Below are 16,297 nucleotides of genomic sequence, written 5' to 3' on the forward strand. Positions count from 1 at the left end.
TGCTCCTGGCCGCGGTCAGGGCGGCGGCGGCCAGGAGCAGCAGCCCGCCGCGTCGGACGACGACCAGGCGAACGGCAACGGCCGCAACCGCCAGCGCAACAAGCGCCGCGGGGGCACGCCGGTCGACGAGTTCGAGACCGAGATCGGCGAGGACGACGTCCTGATCCCGATCGCGGGCATCCTCGACGTGCTCGACAACTACGCGTTCGTGCGCACCACCGGCTACCTCGCCGGCCCGAGCGACGTCTACGTCTCGCTCGGCCAGGTCAAGAAGTACAACCTGCGCAAGGGTGACGCCGTCGTCGGCTCCATCAAGCAACCGCGCGAGGGCGAGCAGCAGGGGCGCCAGAAGTACAACGCGCTCGTGAAGGTCGACTCGATCAACGGCCTCTCGGTCGACGACGCCGCGACCCGCGTGGAGTTCGGCAAGCTCACGCCGCTCTACCCGCAGGAGCGCCTGCGCCTGGAGACCGCGCCCGAGAAGCTGACGCAGCGCATCATCGACCTCGTCGCGCCGATCGGCAAGGGCCAGCGCGGCCTGATCGTCGCGCCGCCCAAGGCCGGCAAGACGATCGTCCTGCAGCAGATCGCCAACGCGATCGCGCAGAACAACCCCGAGGTGCACCTGATGGTCGTGCTCGTTGACGAGCGCCCCGAAGAGGTCACCGACATGGAGCGCACCGTGAAGGGCGAGGTCATCGCCTCGACCTTCGACCGCCCCGCGGAAGACCACACCACGGTCGCCGAGCTCGCGATCGAGCGCGCCAAGCGCCTGGTCGAGCTGGGCCGCGACGTGGTCGTGCTGCTCGACTCCATCACGCGCCTCGGCCGTGCCTACAACCTGGCCGCCCCCGCGTCGGGTCGCGTGCTCACGGGTGGGGTCGACGCGTCGGCGCTGTACCCGCCGAAGCGCTTCTTCGGCGCGGCGCGCAACATCGAGAACGGCGGATCCCTCACGATCCTCGCCACCGCTCTCGTCGAGACCGGCTCCAAGATGGACGAGGTCATCTTCGAGGAGTTCAAGGGCACCGGCAACAGCGAGCTGCGGCTGTCGCGTGCTCTCGCCGACAAGCGCATCTTCCCGGCGGTCGACGTGAACGCGTCGAGCACCCGCCGCGAGGAGATGCTGCTGTCGGCCGACGAGGTCAAGATCACCTGGAAGCTGCGTCGCGCCCTCGCCGGCCTCGACCAGCAGCAGGCTCTCGAGGTCGTGCTCGGCAAGCTCAAGGAGACCCACTCCAACGTGGAGTTCCTGGTCCAGATGCAGAAGTCGATCCCGACGCTGCCCTCGGGCGCGCACGGGCACGACAACAACATCCGCTGAGACGCGACGTGTTCGAGTCCGTCCAGACTCTGATCGACGAGCATCGCCGGGTGCAGGAGGAGCTCTCCGACCCGGCGGTGCACGCCGACGCCGCCCGCGCCAAGCGCGTCAACCGCCGCTACGCCGAGCTGTCGCGCATCGTCGCGGCGCACGAGGCGTGGACGGCGGCGGTCGACGACCTGGAGGCGGCGAGGGAGCTGGCGCGCGAGGACGAGGCGTTCGCCGCCGAGGTCCCCGCGCTGGAGGAGGGCGTGCAGGCCGCGCAGGAACGCCTGCGCCGACTGCTCATCCCGCGCGACCCCGACGACGCCCGCGACGTGATCATGGAGATCAAGGCGGGGGAGGGCGGCGCTGAGTCGGCGCTGTTCGCCGCCGACCTGCTGCGCATGTACATCCAGTACGCCGCGTCGAAGGGCTGGAAGACCGAGCTGCTGGAGCGCAACGAGTCCGACCTCGGCGGCTACAAGGATGTGCAGGTCGCGATCAAGGGCTCCTCGTCCGATCCGGCCCATGGCGTGTGGGCGCACCTCAAGTACGAGGGCGGCGTGCACCGCGTGCAGCGGGTACCGGCGACGGAGTCCCAGGGCCGCATCCACACCTCCACCACCGGGGTGCTGGTCTTCCCGGAGGTCGATGAGCCGGAGGAGATCCACATCGACCAGAACGACCTGAAGATCGACGTGTTCCGCTCTTCGGGCCCCGGGGGGCAGTCCGTCAACACGACCGACTCGGCGGTGCGCATCACCCACGTGCCGACCGGCATCGTCGTGTCGATGCAGAACGAGAAGTCGCAGCTGCAGAACCGCGAGGCCGCGATGCGGGTGCTCCGCGCGCGGCTGCTGGCGAAGCAGCAGGAGGAGCTCGACGCGGCGGCCTCGGATGCGCGCAAGTCGCAGATCCGCGGCATGGACCGCTCCGAGCGGATCCGCACGTACAACTTCCCGGAGAACCGGATCGCCGACCACCGCACCGGCTTCAAGGCATACAACCTCGACCAGGTGATGGACGGCGCGCTCGATCCGATCATCGAGAGCGCGATCGCGGCCGATGAGGAGGCGCGGCTCGCCGCGGTGGGATCCGATTCCTGAGTGCGGCCTCTCGGTGCCGCTATGCTCGGCCCCGTGATCACCCTCCTGTTCCGCGCTCTCCTGTATCTGGTGTCGGCGGGCCTCGGTCTGCTCGCGGCCGACGTGCTGCTCGACGGTTTCCAGATCCAGTGGAGCCAGTGGTGGGGCTTCGTGGTGTGCATCCTCGTGTTCGCGGTGCTGCAGACGGTGCTGTCACCGTGGGTCAGCAGGCTCGCGGATCGCTACGCGCCGGTGCTGATGGGCGGCATCGGGATCGTGTCGACCTTCATCGCGCTCCTGGTCGTCGTGCTGCTCCCGATCGGCGGTCTGCGCATCACCGATCTGACCGGCTGGCTGCTGGGGTCGGTGATCGTGTGGCTGGTCACGGCCGTCGGCAGCGTGCTGCTCCCGTGGCTGTTCCTGCGGCGCCGACTCGAGGCGCGCGGCGCGAGGCGTGCGCCCCGTGCCGGGCGTCAGATGGAGTAGTCGGGGGCGGTCAGCAGGGCCCTGGTGTCCTCGCCAGCGGTGCGCTGACGCGGCTTCGCCGGCACACCCACCAGCACGCTGTCCGCGGGGGCGTCCTTCGTGACGACCGCGTTCGCGCCGATGACGCAGCGGTCGCCGACCGTCACCGGGCCGAGGATCTTCGCGCCGGCTCCGACCGCGACGCCGTCGCCGAGCGTCGGGTGCCGCTTGCCGACGTCGCGGGTGCGTCCGCCCAGGGTGACCCCGTGGTACATCAGCACGTCGTCGCCGATCTCCGCGGTCTCGCCGATCACGATGCCCATGCCGTGGTCGATGAAGAAGCGCCTGCCGATGCGCGCGCCGGGGTGGATCTCCACGCCGGTGAGCCAGCGCGACAGCTGCGACCCCGCGCGGGCGAGCAGTCGCAGCCGTCGCCGCCACAGCGCGTGCGAGACCCGGTGCGCCCAGATGGCGTGCAGGCCGGGGTAGAGCAGGGCCACTTCGAGCGACGTGCGCGCGGCGGGGTCGCGGAGGCGTGCGGCGGCGATGTCCTCGCGCATTCGCGCGATCAGTCCCATCGGCGGTCTCAGTCTTCGCGCAGGTCCTCGAACAGCGCGGTGGAGAGGTAGCGCTCACCGGTGTCGGGGATGATCACGACGATCGTCTTGCCGGCGTTCTCTGGTCGCGCGGCGACCGTCAGCGCGGCCGCGACCGCGGCACCGGACGACATGCCGACCAGCAGGCCCTCCTTCGCCGCGAGCTCGCGCGCGACCCGCAGCGACTCGTCGAACTCCGCCGTGATGATCTCGTCCAGCACCTCGCGGTCGAGCACGTCGGGGACGAAGTTCGGGCCGATGCCCTGGATCTTGTGGGGGCCGGGGTGCCCCTCGGTCAGCACGGGGGAGTCCTTGGGCTCGACGGCGATGACCTGCACGCCGGGCTTCGCGGCCTTGAGCGCCTGCCCGGTGCCGGTCACCGTGCCTCCCGTGCCGACGCCGGCGATGAAGATGTCGACCGCGCCGTCGGTGTCGCGGAGGATCTCCTGCGCCGTCGTCTCGCGGTGGATCTGCGGGTTGGCGGGGTTCTCGAACTGGCGGATCCAGATCGCGCCGGGGGTCTCGTCGACGATGCGCTTGACCTCTTCGATCGCCCCCTTCATGCCCTTCGTGGGGTCGGTGAGCACGATCTCGGCGCCGAACGCCTTGAGCAGCACCCGGCGCTCCTTCGACATCGACGCGGGCATCGTGAGGATCACGCGGTAGCCGCGGGCCGCGCCGACCATGGCGAGGGCGATGCCGGTGTTGCCGCTGGTGGACTCGACGATCGTGCCGCCCGGCTTCAGCTCTCCCGACGCCTCGGCCGCGTTGATCATGGCGATGCCGATGCGGTCCTTGACGCTGGAGGCCGGGTTGTAGAACTCGAGCTTCGCGAGCACGGTGGCCCCGAGTCCCTCGGTCACCCGGTTCAGGCGCACGAGCGGGGTGTTGCCGAAAGCGGTGGTGATGTCGGAGTGGATACCGGGCATGGGTGAGGCCTTCCTTCACGGGTCGCTGCGGCTCCCAGACTACGGGAGCGGCCTGTGGGGGAGGGCAATGTGACGGGTGCGGGCGCTCTACGCTGGAGGCATGCCCGACTCCTCGCTCGCTGCCGTCGTGCGCGCCGCCGCGCAGAGCCTCGCCGATGCCGGTGTCCCCGACCCGCTCGTGGACGCGGAGCTCCTGGCCGCGCACGTGCTCGACCGGCGGCGGGGCGAGGTGCAGGCGGCGATCGTGCGGGGCGACCGCATCGACGAGGAGCAGCAGGCCGCGCTGACCCGCCTGGTGTCCCGTCGCGCCGGGCGGGAGCCGCTGCAGCACCTCACGGGTGTCGCGCCGTTCCGGCACCTGGAGCTGTCGGTGGGCCCCGGGGTGTTCATCCCGCGGCCGGAGACCGAGACCGTCGCCCAGTTCGCGATCGACGCCCTGCTGAACTCGGGCGAGGCCGCCCCGGTCGGCGTCGACCTGGGCACGGGCAGCGGCGCGATCGCCCTGGCGATGGCGACCGAGGTGCCGCACGCGCGGATCTTCGCCGCGGAGCTGTCCGAGGAGGCCCACGCCTGGGCGGCACGCAACGTCGCCGGCACCGGCAACCTCACGCTCGTGCTGTCCGACCTGGCCGAGGCGTTCCCCGAGCTCGACGGCACCGCCAGCGTGGTCATCTCGAATCCGCCGTACGTCCCCGATGCCGCGGTGCCGCGCGACCCCGAGGTGCGCCTGTTCGATCCGGCGCTCGCGCTGTACGGCGGCGCGGACGGGCTCGACGTCGTGCGGGTGCTGAGCGACCGGGCGCTGCGTCTGCTCCGCCCGGGGGGCGTGCTGGTGATCGAGCACGGGGAGCTGCAGGGCGCGGAGATCCGCGAGCTGCTCACGGCGGACGGCTGGCGCGCCGCGGCCACGCACCGCGATCTGACGCTGCGCGACCGTGCGACCACCGCGATCCGGCCCTGATCAGGGGTCTCCGAGCATCTCCGACGTCCGTCCCGCATAGAATCGAACCGTCATGTCCCCCATCTTCGACTGCCGCGACGAGGCGCAGCTGCTCGCCGGAATGCGCAACGCGCGCCAGGCGATCGGCCGCGGCGACCTCATCGTCATCCCCACCGACACCGTGTACGGCGTCGCCGCCGACGCGTTCTCGCCGACGGCGGTGCAGCGTCTGCTCGACGCGAAGGGTCGAGGGCGCGATCAGCCGCCGCCCGTGCTGATCGGCAGCAAGGAGACCCTGACGGCCCTGGCCGAGTCGGTTCCGGAGCCGGTGCAGCGCCTCGTCGACGCGTTCTGGCCCGGCGGGCTGACCATCGTGCTCCCCGCGCAGCCGTCGCTGGTGTGGGACCTGGGGGAGACCCAGGGGACCGTCGCCGTGCGCATGCCGGAGGGCCGGGTGGTCCTGGAGCTGCTGGCCGAGACCGGGCCGCTGGCCGTGTCCAGTGCGAACCTCACGGGACGGGACGCGGCGATCTCCGCGCTCGACGCCGAGAAGATGCTCGGCGACAGCGTGGCGGTGTACCTCGCCGACGGCATGAGCGCGAACGGCATCGCCTCGACCATCGTCGACGCGACCTCGCTCGTGCGTCGCGGCGCCGACGACGGCGAGGGGGTCGTGCGGATCCTGCGGCACGGCGTCGTCACGCGCGAGCAGCTGCACGAGGTCCTGGGCGAGCTGCTCGAGCCGGAGCAGCAGCAGGAGCAGGACGGGGATTCGTGAAGCAGTACCTCTTCACGATCATCGTCACCGCCGCCATCACCTTCGTGCTGACGTGGGCGGTGTGGCGGCTGAGCCTCCGCTTCAAGCTGTACCCGGGTATCCGCGAGCGCGACGTGCACACCACGCCCACCCCGCGGCTGGGCGGCGTGGCCATCTTCCTCGGCATCGTCGCGGCGTTCGCGGTGTCGGCCGCCAACCCGTTCTTCCAGAGCATCTGGACGCCTCCGCAGACCATGTGGGCGATCCTCGCGGCCTCGCTGCTGATCGCGGTGATCGGCGTCGTCGACGACCTGTGGGACCTCGACTGGATGATCAAGCTCGGTGCGCAGTTCCTGGCCGCAGGCATCATCACCGTGGGCGGGGGACTGCAGATCCTGTCGCTGCCCTTCGGCGACCTGATCGTGGTGTCGAGCTGGCTGAGCATCACCATCACGATGTTCGCGATCGTGATCGTGATGAACGCGGTCAACTTCATCGACGGGCTGGACGGCCTGGTCGCGGGCGTGTGCCTGATCTCGAACGGCGTGTTCTTCGCGTACTCCTACATCTTCACGCGCGACTCCGGCGCCTCCAGCTACTTCAACCTCTCCACGTTCCTCGCGGCCGTGCTGATCGGTGCGTGCCTGGGCTTCCTCCCGCTGAACTGGAGTCCGGCCAAGCTCTTCATGGGCGACTCCGGCGCGCTGGTGCTCGGCCTGCTCATGGCGACGTCCGCGATCGCGATCACCGGGCAGATGGATCCGTCGGCGCTGGAGCCGGATCGCCTCGGCCGGTCGCAGCTCGTCGGCGCGTTCCTGCCGATCCTGCTGCCGCTGCTGGTCGTGCTGCTGCCGCTGCTCGACTTCGGGCTCGCGGTGCTGCGGCGGATGAGCGCGGGCCGGTCGCCGTTCTCGCCCGACCGCAAGCACCTGCACCACCGGATGCTCGACCTCGGCCACCGCGACCGCGACGCCGTCCTCATCTTCTACGCGTGGACGGCTGTGATCTCCCTCGCCGTCCTCCTCATGTACGTCGGTGCGCGAGAGGACTGGCCCGGCCAGTACCTTCCCGGTGTCGGCTTCGGCGTGGTCGGCATCGCCGCCTGCCTCGTCATCACCCTGAGTCCCACCCGCCGCCGCAAGGCGCCGGCGGCCGCTGAACCCGACCCGACCCCCGTGGAGCCCCGATGAGCCCGAGCCCCGTTTCCAGCACGCCGATCCTGCGTCGCACCCTCGTCTGGTCGGCGGTGGCGACCGTCGTGCTCGCGCTGCTCGCCGGCGGCATCGGCTTCGCCGTCGCCCAGGGGGAGGGGCTGGTCAGCGGCCTGCTCGGCGTGCTGCTGGCGGCGCTGTTCCTCGCGATCACGGGTATCAGCATCCTGATCGCGAACCGGTGGTACGGCGACCCGCTGTACGTGCAGCTGTTCTTCGCGATCGTCCTGGGCGGCTGGCTGCTCAAGCTCGGCGTGTTCGTGCTGGTGATGATCCTGCTGTCGGGGCAGCCGTGGCTCGACCCGATGGTGTTCTTCCTCTCGATCGTCGCGGGGGTGGTGATGTCGCTGGTGATCGACGTGGTGGTGCTCACCCAGATGCGCCTGCCGAACGTGAGCGACACCACGCTGCCGACCGAGGTGCCGGAGGACCGCGCGCCCGGCGCCGCGAACGGCGGCTCCACCGGCCCGGCGGACGACGCTCCGCGGTCTTAGGGCACCCTTGGATTCTGATAGTGTTGGGGAGTGCCCGCCGCTCGCCCGCGAGCGCTTGCGCTTGAAGCACACCGACCATCGTCGCCCCGGTTCTGACCGGTGCCCCGAAGCTGGAGCCCGCGCTGTTTAATCTTGCTGCGACCCTGACCCCCCGACTCGCGTCCTCGGATGGCGAGTTCCACGGCCCTTCGATCGATGAGTTCTTCCCGGAGATCCTCTTCCACGTCGGTCCCATCCCGGTGAACCGGATCCACCTGATCCAGCTCCTCTCCGTGATCGCCGTGGTCCTGATCCTCTGGCTGGGCACGCGCCGCATGAAGGTCGTGCCCGGGCGCTTCCAGAGCCTGGTCGAGATGGGTCTCGGCTTCGTCCGCGGCGGCATCGCGCACGACCTGCTCGGCCGCAAGGACGGCGACCGGTTCCTGCCGATCCTCACCACGATCTTCTTCATGGTGCTGTTCATGAACGTCACGGGCATCATCCCGTTCCTGAACATGCCGGGTACCGCGATCATCGCCGTCCCGCTCACCCTGGCCGTGGTCAGCTACGTCACCTTCATCTACGCCGGCATCAAGAAGAGCCCGAAGAACTTCTTCAAGAACGCGCTCTTCCCGTCGGGCGTGCCGTGGCCGGTCTACTTCATCGTCACGCCGATCGAGCTCATCTCGACGTTCATCATCCGCCCGGTGACCCTCACCCTGCGACTGCTGATGAACCTGGTCGTCGGCCACATGATCCTGGTGCTGTGCTTCGCGGCCACCCAGTTCTTCTTCTTCACCGCGGGCGGCGGCTGGGCTGCCCTCGGTATCGGAACACTCGCCTTCGGCGGCGCCTTCACTCTCTTCGAGATCCTGGTGGCCGTCCTGCAGGCCTACGTCTTCACCGTCCTCACCGCGGTCTACATCCAGCTCGCGGTCGCAGAAGAGCACTGAGCGGGCGGGCAACAGCCCTCCCACCCAACGAAAGGAAAAACCCGTGGACGCAACTACGGTTCTCGCTGAAATCAACGGCCACCTCGCGGCGGTCGGCTACGGCCTCGCAGCCATCGGTCCGGCCATCGGTGTGGGCATCGTCGTCGGCAAGACCATCGAGGGCGTCGCCCGTCAGCCCGAGCTGGCCGGTCGCCTGCAGGTCCTCATGTGGATCGGTATCGCCTTCACCGAGGCGCTTGCGTTCGTCGGCATCGCCGTCGGATTCATCCCCTTCCCGTAATCCCCACCGACTTCTGAAGGAGACAGGATGCTGAACGCTCTTGTCACGAACCTCGCGGCTGAGGGTGAGGCGGCGAACAACCCGCTGATCCCCGCGTGGTACGACATCATCTGGTCGGGCTTCTGGTTCATCATCATCCTCGTCGTGGTGTGGAAGGTCGCCCTTCCCCGTCTGACGAAGATGCTCGACGAGCGGTCCGCCGCCATCGAGGGCAACATCGCCAAGGCCGATGAGGCGCAGAAGCAGGCGGAGGCCGCCCTCGAGGAGTACACCCGCCAGCTCGCCGAGGCGCGCACCGAGGCCGGGGAGATCCGCGAGGCCGCCCGTGAGGACGGCAAGAAGATCATCGCCGAGGCGAAGGAGACCGCAGCCAGCGAGGCTGCGCGTCTGACCGCCACCGCGCACACGCAGATCGAGGCTGAGCGCCAGACGGCTCTCGTCTCCCTGCGCAGCGAGGTCGGCTCGCTCGCGCTCGACCTCGCCGGCGGCGTGGTCGGCGAGACGCTGTCCGATGACGCTCGTGCGGCCGCCGTGGTCGACCGCTTCCTCGCCGATCTCGAAGCATCCGAGAAGGCGGCTCAGTAATGGGCAGCGCGACCGCTCAGGCACTCGCGGCATCCACTCAGGCGCTTGCCGCAGCGAAGGACGTCACCCTCGACACCGCGCGGGAGCTGTTCGTCGCCGCGCGCACCGTGGGCGATTCGTCTCAGCTGAGCGGCGCGCTGGCCGACCCGTCGGCGTCCGTGGAGTCGCGGCAGAACGTCGTCTCCGCGGTGTTCGGCGGGCTCTCGGTCGCGTCTCAGAGCGTTCTGAGCGCAGCCGTGGCGCAACGCTGGTCGAACGCCGACGAGCTCGTCGACGGCATCGAGGAGCTCGCGATCCGGTCCGCCGCGATCGCCGAGCCCGGTGTCGACATCGAGGGTGAGCTCTTCGCCTTCGCCCGGCTCGTCGCCGCGAACCCGGAGCTCGAACTCGCTCTGGGTAGCCGCCTCGGGGGAGAGGACGCGAAGGGGGAGCTCGTCGAGCGCCTCCTCGACGGATCCTCCGCCGGTGCGGCCACCACGCTGATCGTCTCGTCCCTCGTGCGTCGTCCGCGCGAGCGGCGTGTCCGCCAGCTCCTGAGCAGGGCCATCCGCTTCGTGTCCGCCCAGCGCGGTCTCGTCGTGGCCACGGTGTACACCGCGACCCCGCTCAGCGATGCGCAGCGCACCCGTCTGAGCGACGCCCTCTCGCGTCGCTACGACGGCGAGGTCTCGCTCAACGTCGTCATCGATCCCGCCGTCGTCGGAGGTCTGCGCGTGCAGATCGCCGATGACGTCATCGACGGCAGCATCTCCGCACGACTCGCCGACCTTCGCCAGAAGCTCGCGGGCTAACACGACTTCGCGCGGGGAACCGCGCACCCAGATACAAAGGGAAGACAATGGCAGAACTATCGATCAGCCCCGACGTCATCCGTGACGCGCTGAAGGACTTCGCCGCCGCATACGAGCCCACGGGCGCCGCTGCGACCGAGGTCGGCACCGTCATCGACGCCGCCGACGGCATCGCGCACGTCGAGGGTCTGCCGGGCGTGATGGCGAACGAGCTCGTCACGTTCGCGGACGGCACCAAGGGCCTCGCTCTGAACCTCGACGAGCACGAGATCGGCGTCGTCGTCCTCGGCGACTTCACCGGCATCGAGGCCGGGCAGGAAGTCACCCGCACGGGTGAGGTCCTCTCGGTCCCTGTCGGTGACGGCTACCTCGGCCGCGTCGTCGACCCGCTCGGCAACCCGATCGACGGCCTCGGCTCGATCGCGACCGAGGGCGTCCGCGAGCTCGAGCTCCAGGCACCCGGCGTCATGCAGCGCAAGTCGGTGCACGAGCCCATGCAGACCGGCATCAAGGCGATCGACGCCATGATCCCGGTCGGCCGTGGTCAGCGGCAGCTCATCATCGGCGACCGCCAGACCGGCAAGACGGCCATCGCGATCGACACGATCATCAACCAGAAGGCCAACTGGGAGTCGGGTGACGTCAACAAGCAGGTGCGCTGCATCTACGTCGCCATCGGCCAGAAGGGCTCGACCATCGCTTCGGTGAAGGGCGCGCTCGAGGAGGCCGGCGCCCTGGAGTACACCACCATCGTGGCGGCCCCCGCGTCCGACCCTGCCGGCTTCAAGTACCTGGCTCCGTACACCGGTTCGGCCATCGGCCAGCACTGGATGTACGGCGGCAAGCACGTCCTGATCATCTTCGACGACCTGTCGAAGCAGGCCGAGGCCTACCGCGCCGTGTCGCTGCTGCTCCGCCGCCCGCCGGGCCGCGAGGCCTACCCGGGCGACGTCTTCTACCTGCACTCGCGTCTGCTCGAGCGGTGCGCGAAGCTGTCCGACGAGCTGGGCGCCGGCTCGATGACGGGTCTTCCGATCATCGAGACGAAGGCGAACGACGTCTCGGCGTACATCCCGACCAACGTGATCTCGATCACCGACGGCCAGATCTTCCTCCAGTCCGACCTCTTCAACGCCAACCAGCGTCCGGCGGTCGACGTGGGTATCTCGGTCTCGCGCGTCGGCGGTGACGCGCAGGTGAAGTCGATCAAGAAGGTGTCGGGCACGCTGAAGCTGGAGCTCGCGCAGTATCGCTCGCTCGAGGCCTTCGCGATGTTCGCCTCCGACCTCGACGCCGCGTCGCGTCGTCAGCTGTCGCGCGGTGCGCGCCTGACCGAGCTGCTCAAGCAGCCGCAGTACTCGCCGTACCCCGTGGAGGAGCAGGTCGTCTCGATCTGGGCTGGCACGAACGGCAAGCTCGACAAGATCGAGGTCGAAGACGTGCTGCGCTTCGAGCGCGAGCTGCTCGACTACCTGCGCCGCAACACCAAGGTGCTCGACACGCTGCGCGAGACGAACGTGCTGGACGACGACACGGTCGCCGAGCTCGACAAGCAGACCGACAACTTCCTCCTGGAGTTCCAGGGCGGCAAGGGCCACGCCATCGGCGCCCCCGGCCACGAGGAGCACGCTGCGGCCGAGGCCGACGACGTCAACCAGGAGAAGATCGTCAAGGGTCGTCGCGCGTAATCGCGTGAGGTACTGATTCATGGGCGCTCAACTCAGGGTCTACAAGCAGAAGATCTCTTCTGCTCAGACGACCAAGAAGATCACGAAGGCGATGGAACTCATCGCGGCTTCGCGCATCCAGAAGGCGATGGCACGCGTCAAGGCGTCCACCCCCTTCGCGCGAGCCGTGACGAGGGCCGTGTCCGCCGTCGCGACGCACTCGAACGTCGACCACCCGCTCACGCGTGAGCCCGAGACGATCCGCCGCTCCGCGGTCGTGATCTTCTCGTCCGATCGCGGTCTCGCCGGTGCCTTCAACTCGCAGATCCTCCGTGAGGGTCTCGAGGTGGCGGAGCTGCTGCGCGAGCAGGGCAAGGAGCCGGTGTTCTACCTCATCGGACGCAAGGCGGTGGGCTACTTCCAGTTCCGTCGCATCGAGGCGGCCGCGGAGTGGACCGGCGACACCGACACCCCGTCCTTCCACACCGCGGAGGAGATCTCGCAGACGCTTCTCGAGGCCTTCAACCGCGGTGGCGAGGACGGCGGCGTCGACGAGATCACCCTCGTCTACAACCGCTTCGTCAGCATGATGACGCAGTCGCCGGAGTCCGTGCGCCTGCTGCCGCTGGAGATCGCGGAGGCCGACGACTCGGAGGCGGGCAGCACGGTCTACCCGCTGTACGAGTTCGAGCCGGATGCCGAGACGGTGCTCGACGCGATCCTGCCGGTGTACATCCAGAGCCGCGTCTTCAACGCCCTCCTGCAGTCGTCCGCCGCCAAGCAGGCGGCCACGCAGAAGGCGATGAAGTCGGCCAGCGACAACGCCGACAAGCTCATCACCGACTACACCCGTCTGCGCAACAACGCGCGTCAGGCGGAGATCACGCAGCAGATCGCGGAGATCGTCGGCGGCGCCGACGCCCTCTCGTCGAGCAAATAGACCATCAGGAAAGAGACGAAGAAATGACCACCACCGCCACGGCTGACCAGCCGGCGACCGCGGTCGTCGGGCGCGTCGCGCGCGTCAACGGTCCGGTTGTCGACATCGAGTTCCCGCACGACTCGATCCCCGACATCTACAACGCGCTGAAGACCACCATCGTGATCGGCGAGGAGTCGACCGAGATCACGCTCGAGGTCGCACAGCACCTCGGCGACGACCTGGTGCGCGCCATCGCCCTCAAGCCGACCGACGGCATCGTCCGCGGTCAGGAGGTGCGTGACACCGGTGAGGCCATCTCGGTCCCCGTCGGTGACATCACCAAGGGCAAGGTCTTCAACGTGATCGGCGAGGTCCTCAACGGCGAGCCCGGTGAGACCATCGAGGTCACGGAGCGCTGGCCCATCCACCGCAAGGCCCCGAACTTCGACCAGCTCGAGTCGAAGACCACGATGTTCGAGACGGGCATCAAGTCGATCGACCTCCTCACCCCGTACGTGCAGGGTGGAAAGATCGGTCTGTTCGGTGGCGCCGGTGTCGGCAAGACCGTCCTCATCCAGGAGATGATCCAGCGCGTCGCCCAGGACCACGGTGGTGTGTCGGTGTTCGCCGGTGTCGGTGAGCGCACCCGTGAGGGCAACGACCTCATCCACGAGATGGAGGAGGCGGGCGTCTTCGACAAGACCGCGCTCGTGTTCGGCCAGATGGACGAGCCGCCGGGGACGCGTCTGCGCGTCGCCCTCTCGGCTCTGACGATGGCGGAGTACTTCCGTGACGTGCAGAAGCAGGATGTGCTGCTCTTCATCGACAACATCTTCCGCTTCACGCAGGCCGGTTCCGAGGTCTCCACGCTGCTGGGCCGCATGCCCTCCGCCGTGGGGTACCAGCCGAACCTCGCCGACGAGATGGGCCTCCTCCAGGAGCGCATCACCTCGACGCGTGGTCACTCGATCACCTCGCTGCAGGCGATCTACGTGCCGGCCGACGACTACACCGACCCGGCTCCGGCCACGACCTTCGCGCACCTCGACGCGACGACCGAGCTCTCCCGTGAGATCGCGTCGAAGGGTCTGTACCCGGCCATCGACCCGCTGACCTCGACGTCGCGCATCATGGACCCCCGCTACCTGGGCGAGGACCACTACCGCGTGGCGACCACGGTCAAGCAGATCCTCCAGAAGAACAAGGAGCTGCAGGAGATCATCGCGATCCTCGGTGTCGATGAGCTCTCCGAGGAAGACAAGATCGTCGTGTCGCGCGCACGTCGCATCCAGCAGTTCCTCTCGCAGAACACCTACATGGCGAAGAAGTTCACGGGTGTCGAGGGTTCGACAGTTCCGCTCAAGGAGACCATCGAGTCGTTCGACGCGATCACCCGCGGTGACTTCGACCACGTCGCCGAGCAGGCCTTCTTCAACGTCGGTGGCATCTCCGACGTGGAGGAGCGCTGGGCGCAGATCCAGAAGGAGAACGCCTGATCATGGCGCTCAACGTCAGCCTCGTCTCCGCCGACGCGGAGGTCTGGACGGGTGAGGCGAGCCTCGTGGTCGCCAAGACCGTCGAGGGCGAGATCGGCTTCATGTCCGGTCACGAGCCGGTGCTGGCCATCCTCGCCGAGGGCCAGGTCCGGATCACCCAGACCGACGGCGCCAAGGTGCTCGCCAACGCGCAGGACGGCTTCCTCTCCATGGAGGGCGACGTTCTGACCATCGTGGCGGGCAACGCGGCTCTCATCGCCTGACAGTCCTGAACATCGCGTCCGCCTCGGCACCCTCGGGTGTCGAGGCGGACGCGTCTGCGTTACGAGGTGCCATGAAGATCCTGCTTCCGCCGTCCGAGACCAAGCGTCCCGGAGGCACGGGCGCGCCGCTCGACCTCGGTGTCCTGCCGCTGCCGTCTCTCGCTGAGCATCGCGCGGCCGTGCTCGACGCCCTGGTCGAGCTCGCGGCCGACGAGGAGGCCGCCCGCCGTGTTCTCAAACTGAGCGAGCGGCAGCTCGACGACATCGCGCACAACCGCGCTCTCCGCAGCGCGCCGACCATGCCGGCGATCGACCGCTACACCGGCGTGCTGTTCGACGCCCTCGACGCGGCCTCGCTCTCCCCGGCGTCACGGCGGTGGGCGGACGCCCACGTGTGGATCCAGAGCGCGCCGTTCGGTCCGGTCGGCGCGCTCGACCCGATCCCGACCTACCGCCTCGCCGCGGGAACGTCGCTTCCCGGGGTGCCGCCGCTCCGGCGTCACTGGGCGGAAGCCACGACCTCGGCGATCGGGGACGAGGCGCCGTCGTTCGTCCTCGACCTGCGCAGCGAGGCGTACGTGGGTCTCGGACCCGTGCCCGCATCGGTGCCCTCGGCGTATGTGCGCGTGGTCACCGAGCAGGGCAGAGCGCTGAACCACTTCAACAAGAAGTCGAAGGGCCTCCTGGTGCGCGCACTCGCGGAGGACCGACCGCGCATCGGCTCCCGCCGGGCACTGCTGCGGTGGGCGGAGGCGCGGGGCGTCGTGCTGCGCGAGACCAACCACCCCGGCGAGCTGGAACTCGTCGTCGCGGAGTGAGACCGGTTCGCGGCGCGGGACGTCAGCGAGGGTCCTGCGCGCGGCGGCGGTGACGCGCTAGTGTAAGCAGCGCATCACCCGGGAATATCAGCCTTCTGGAGGGGAACCTTGGACGACTACTACGATTACGGCATCTCAGGCGGCGCACTCGTCGCGCTGACGCTGCTGTACACGATCCTGCCGCTCATCGTGTACGCGATCTACGCCTGGTTCTACATGAAGGTCTTCGAGAAGGCCGGTGTCCAGGGCAAGTGGCGTGCCTGGGTCCCGGTCTACAACTCGATGATCTTCTACAAGCTCGGCGACCTCAGCCCGTGGCTCGTGCTGTACCTCATCGGCGCCGGCGTGGTCGGGGCGATCATCCCGGTCCTGGGCTGGTTCCTCATCCTCCCGCTCGTCGGCATCGCCGGCCGTGTCCTCGACCTCATCGCCGCGTGGCGGGTCGGACTGAAGCTGCAGAAGGATGCGGTCTGGGTCATCCTGTACTTCTTCCTCCCGCCGGTGTGGCTGGGTATCAACGCCTTCGACAAGTCGCGGTGGAACCCCAACATCCAGCCCGCCTCGTGGGCCGGGAACGGCTTCCTCGGCGATCGCACGGTGTGGGACGGCATCCCGGTCCAGCCCTCCGCGACCGCGGCGCCGCAGGGGTACGGTGCCCCGCAGGGCTACGGTCAGCAGCCCCAGGGCTACCCGCAGCAGCCCCAGGGCTATGCGCCGCCGCAGCCCGGGTTCACGGCTCCGCCGGCTCCCGGCTACGCCC

19 protein-coding genes are annotated in these 16,297 nt (G+C 69.0%); 17 read left to right on the top strand and 2 right to left on the bottom strand.

All coding sequences use genetic code 11. The annotated features are described in order from the left end of the window. From rho to DW299_RS00450, 3 genes are all read left to right on the top strand, one after another. Positions 1-1,324: transcription termination factor Rho (rho, locus tag DW299_RS00440; protein ID WP_240745268.1), on the top strand; the 1,324-nt coding region annotated here is incomplete at its 5' end. Positions 1,325-1,332: 8 nt separating this feature from the next. Further along, positions 1,333-2,412, top strand: coding sequence for a peptide chain release factor 1 (gene prfA, locus DW299_RS00445; RefSeq protein ID WP_136035256.1), 1,080 nt, complete (start codon positions 1,333-1,335; stop codon positions 2,410-2,412). Positions 2,413-2,445: 33 nt separating this feature from the next. Beyond that, positions 2,446-2,877 carry a phage holin family protein gene (locus tag DW299_RS00450; RefSeq protein WP_136029269.1) on the top strand — a complete coding sequence of 144 codons (432 nt, stop codon included), beginning with the start codon at positions 2,446-2,448 and terminating at the stop codon, positions 2,875-2,877. On the opposite strand, the gene epsC is transcribed toward DW299_RS00450, so the two are convergent. Both epsC and cysK read right to left on the bottom strand, forming a co-directional pair. Then, positions 2,865-3,434: a serine O-acetyltransferase EpsC gene (gene epsC / locus DW299_RS00455; protein ID WP_136029271.1), complete on the bottom strand. Its 570-nt coding sequence runs from the start codon at positions 3,432-3,434 to the stop codon at positions 2,865-2,867. The two genes, DW299_RS00450 and epsC, sit on opposite strands and share 13 nt — an antisense overlap. A gap of 8 nt (positions 3,435-3,442) precedes the next feature. Then, entirely contained in the window at positions 3,443-4,381 is a 939-nt protein-coding gene (gene cysK, locus DW299_RS00460; RefSeq protein WP_136035257.1) for a cysteine synthase A, read from the bottom strand. Positions 4,382-4,481: 100 nt separating this feature from the next. Between cysK and prmC the strand changes: the two genes are divergently transcribed. From prmC to DW299_RS00530, 14 genes are all read left to right on the top strand, one after another. Further along, positions 4,482-5,342, top strand: coding sequence for a peptide chain release factor N(5)-glutamine methyltransferase (gene prmC / locus DW299_RS00465; protein ID WP_136035258.1), 861 nt, complete (start codon positions 4,482-4,484; stop codon positions 5,340-5,342). Positions 5,343-5,394: 52 nt separating this feature from the next. After that, a complete protein-coding gene (locus tag DW299_RS00470; RefSeq protein WP_136029277.1) occupies positions 5,395-6,099 on the top strand; it encodes an L-threonylcarbamoyladenylate synthase in 705 nt (234 codons plus the stop codon). Continuing rightward, positions 6,096-7,268, top strand: coding sequence for an MraY family glycosyltransferase (locus DW299_RS00475; protein ID WP_136029279.1), 1,173 nt, complete (start codon positions 6,096-6,098; stop codon positions 7,266-7,268). Before DW299_RS00470 ends, DW299_RS00475 begins: the two co-directional genes overlap by 4 nt. Beyond that, a complete protein-coding gene (locus tag DW299_RS00480; RefSeq protein WP_136029281.1) occupies positions 7,265-7,783 on the top strand; it encodes a Cg1360 family ATP-synthase-associated protein in 519 nt (172 codons plus the stop codon). The genes DW299_RS00475 and DW299_RS00480 overlap by 4 nt, the downstream gene beginning before the upstream one ends. A 122-nt stretch (positions 7,784-7,905) precedes the next feature. Further along, positions 7,906-8,715, top strand: a complete 810-nt coding sequence (gene atpB / locus DW299_RS00485) for a F0F1 ATP synthase subunit A (RefSeq protein ID WP_522731633.1) — start codon at positions 7,906-7,908, stop codon at positions 8,713-8,715. Between the two features lie 43 nt (positions 8,716-8,758). Then, complete coding sequence (atpE, locus tag DW299_RS00490; RefSeq protein WP_025103147.1) at positions 8,759-8,995, top strand: ATP synthase F0 subunit C; 237 nt, start codon at positions 8,759-8,761, stop codon at positions 8,993-8,995. A gap of 27 nt (positions 8,996-9,022) precedes the next feature. After that, positions 9,023-9,580 (top strand): F0F1 ATP synthase subunit B, encoded by a 558-nt coding sequence (locus tag DW299_RS00495; protein WP_136035260.1) that lies wholly within the window; start codon positions 9,023-9,025, stop codon positions 9,578-9,580. Further along, complete coding sequence (locus tag DW299_RS00500; protein WP_136035261.1) at positions 9,580-10,371, top strand: F0F1 ATP synthase subunit delta; 792 nt, start codon at positions 9,580-9,582, stop codon at positions 10,369-10,371. Before DW299_RS00495 ends, DW299_RS00500 begins: the two co-directional genes overlap by 1 nt. A 47-nt stretch (positions 10,372-10,418) precedes the next feature. Continuing rightward, positions 10,419-12,059, top strand: coding sequence for a F0F1 ATP synthase subunit alpha (atpA, locus tag DW299_RS00505; protein WP_136035262.1), 1,641 nt, complete (start codon positions 10,419-10,421; stop codon positions 12,057-12,059). A 19-nt stretch (positions 12,060-12,078) separates the two neighbouring features. Next, positions 12,079-12,978 (top strand): F0F1 ATP synthase subunit gamma, encoded by a 900-nt coding sequence (locus DW299_RS00510; protein ID WP_136029291.1) that lies wholly within the window; start codon positions 12,079-12,081, stop codon positions 12,976-12,978. 23 nt (positions 12,979-13,001) lie between these two features. Beyond that, positions 13,002-14,456 carry a F0F1 ATP synthase subunit beta gene (gene atpD, locus DW299_RS00515; protein WP_136029293.1) on the top strand — a complete coding sequence of 485 codons (1,455 nt, stop codon included), beginning with the start codon at positions 13,002-13,004 and terminating at the stop codon, positions 14,454-14,456. Positions 14,457-14,458: 2 nt separating this feature from the next. Continuing rightward, positions 14,459-14,719, top strand: a complete 261-nt coding sequence (locus DW299_RS00520) for a F0F1 ATP synthase subunit epsilon (RefSeq protein WP_136029295.1) — start codon at positions 14,459-14,461, stop codon at positions 14,717-14,719. Positions 14,720-14,790: 71 nt separating this feature from the next. Beyond that, positions 14,791-15,537, top strand: a complete 747-nt coding sequence (locus tag DW299_RS00525) for a YaaA family protein (protein ID WP_136035263.1) — start codon at positions 14,791-14,793, stop codon at positions 15,535-15,537. A gap of 108 nt (positions 15,538-15,645) precedes the next feature. Next, the coding region (locus DW299_RS00530) for a DUF5684 domain-containing protein (protein ID WP_136035264.1) at positions 15,646-16,297 on the top strand (652 nt) is incomplete at its 3' end.

Origin of the sequence: Microbacterium sp. K35 (genome assembly GCF_004794375.1) — a bacterium.
GTDB classification, from domain to species: domain Bacteria; phylum Actinomycetota; class Actinomycetes; order Actinomycetales; family Microbacteriaceae; genus Microbacterium; species Microbacterium sufflavum.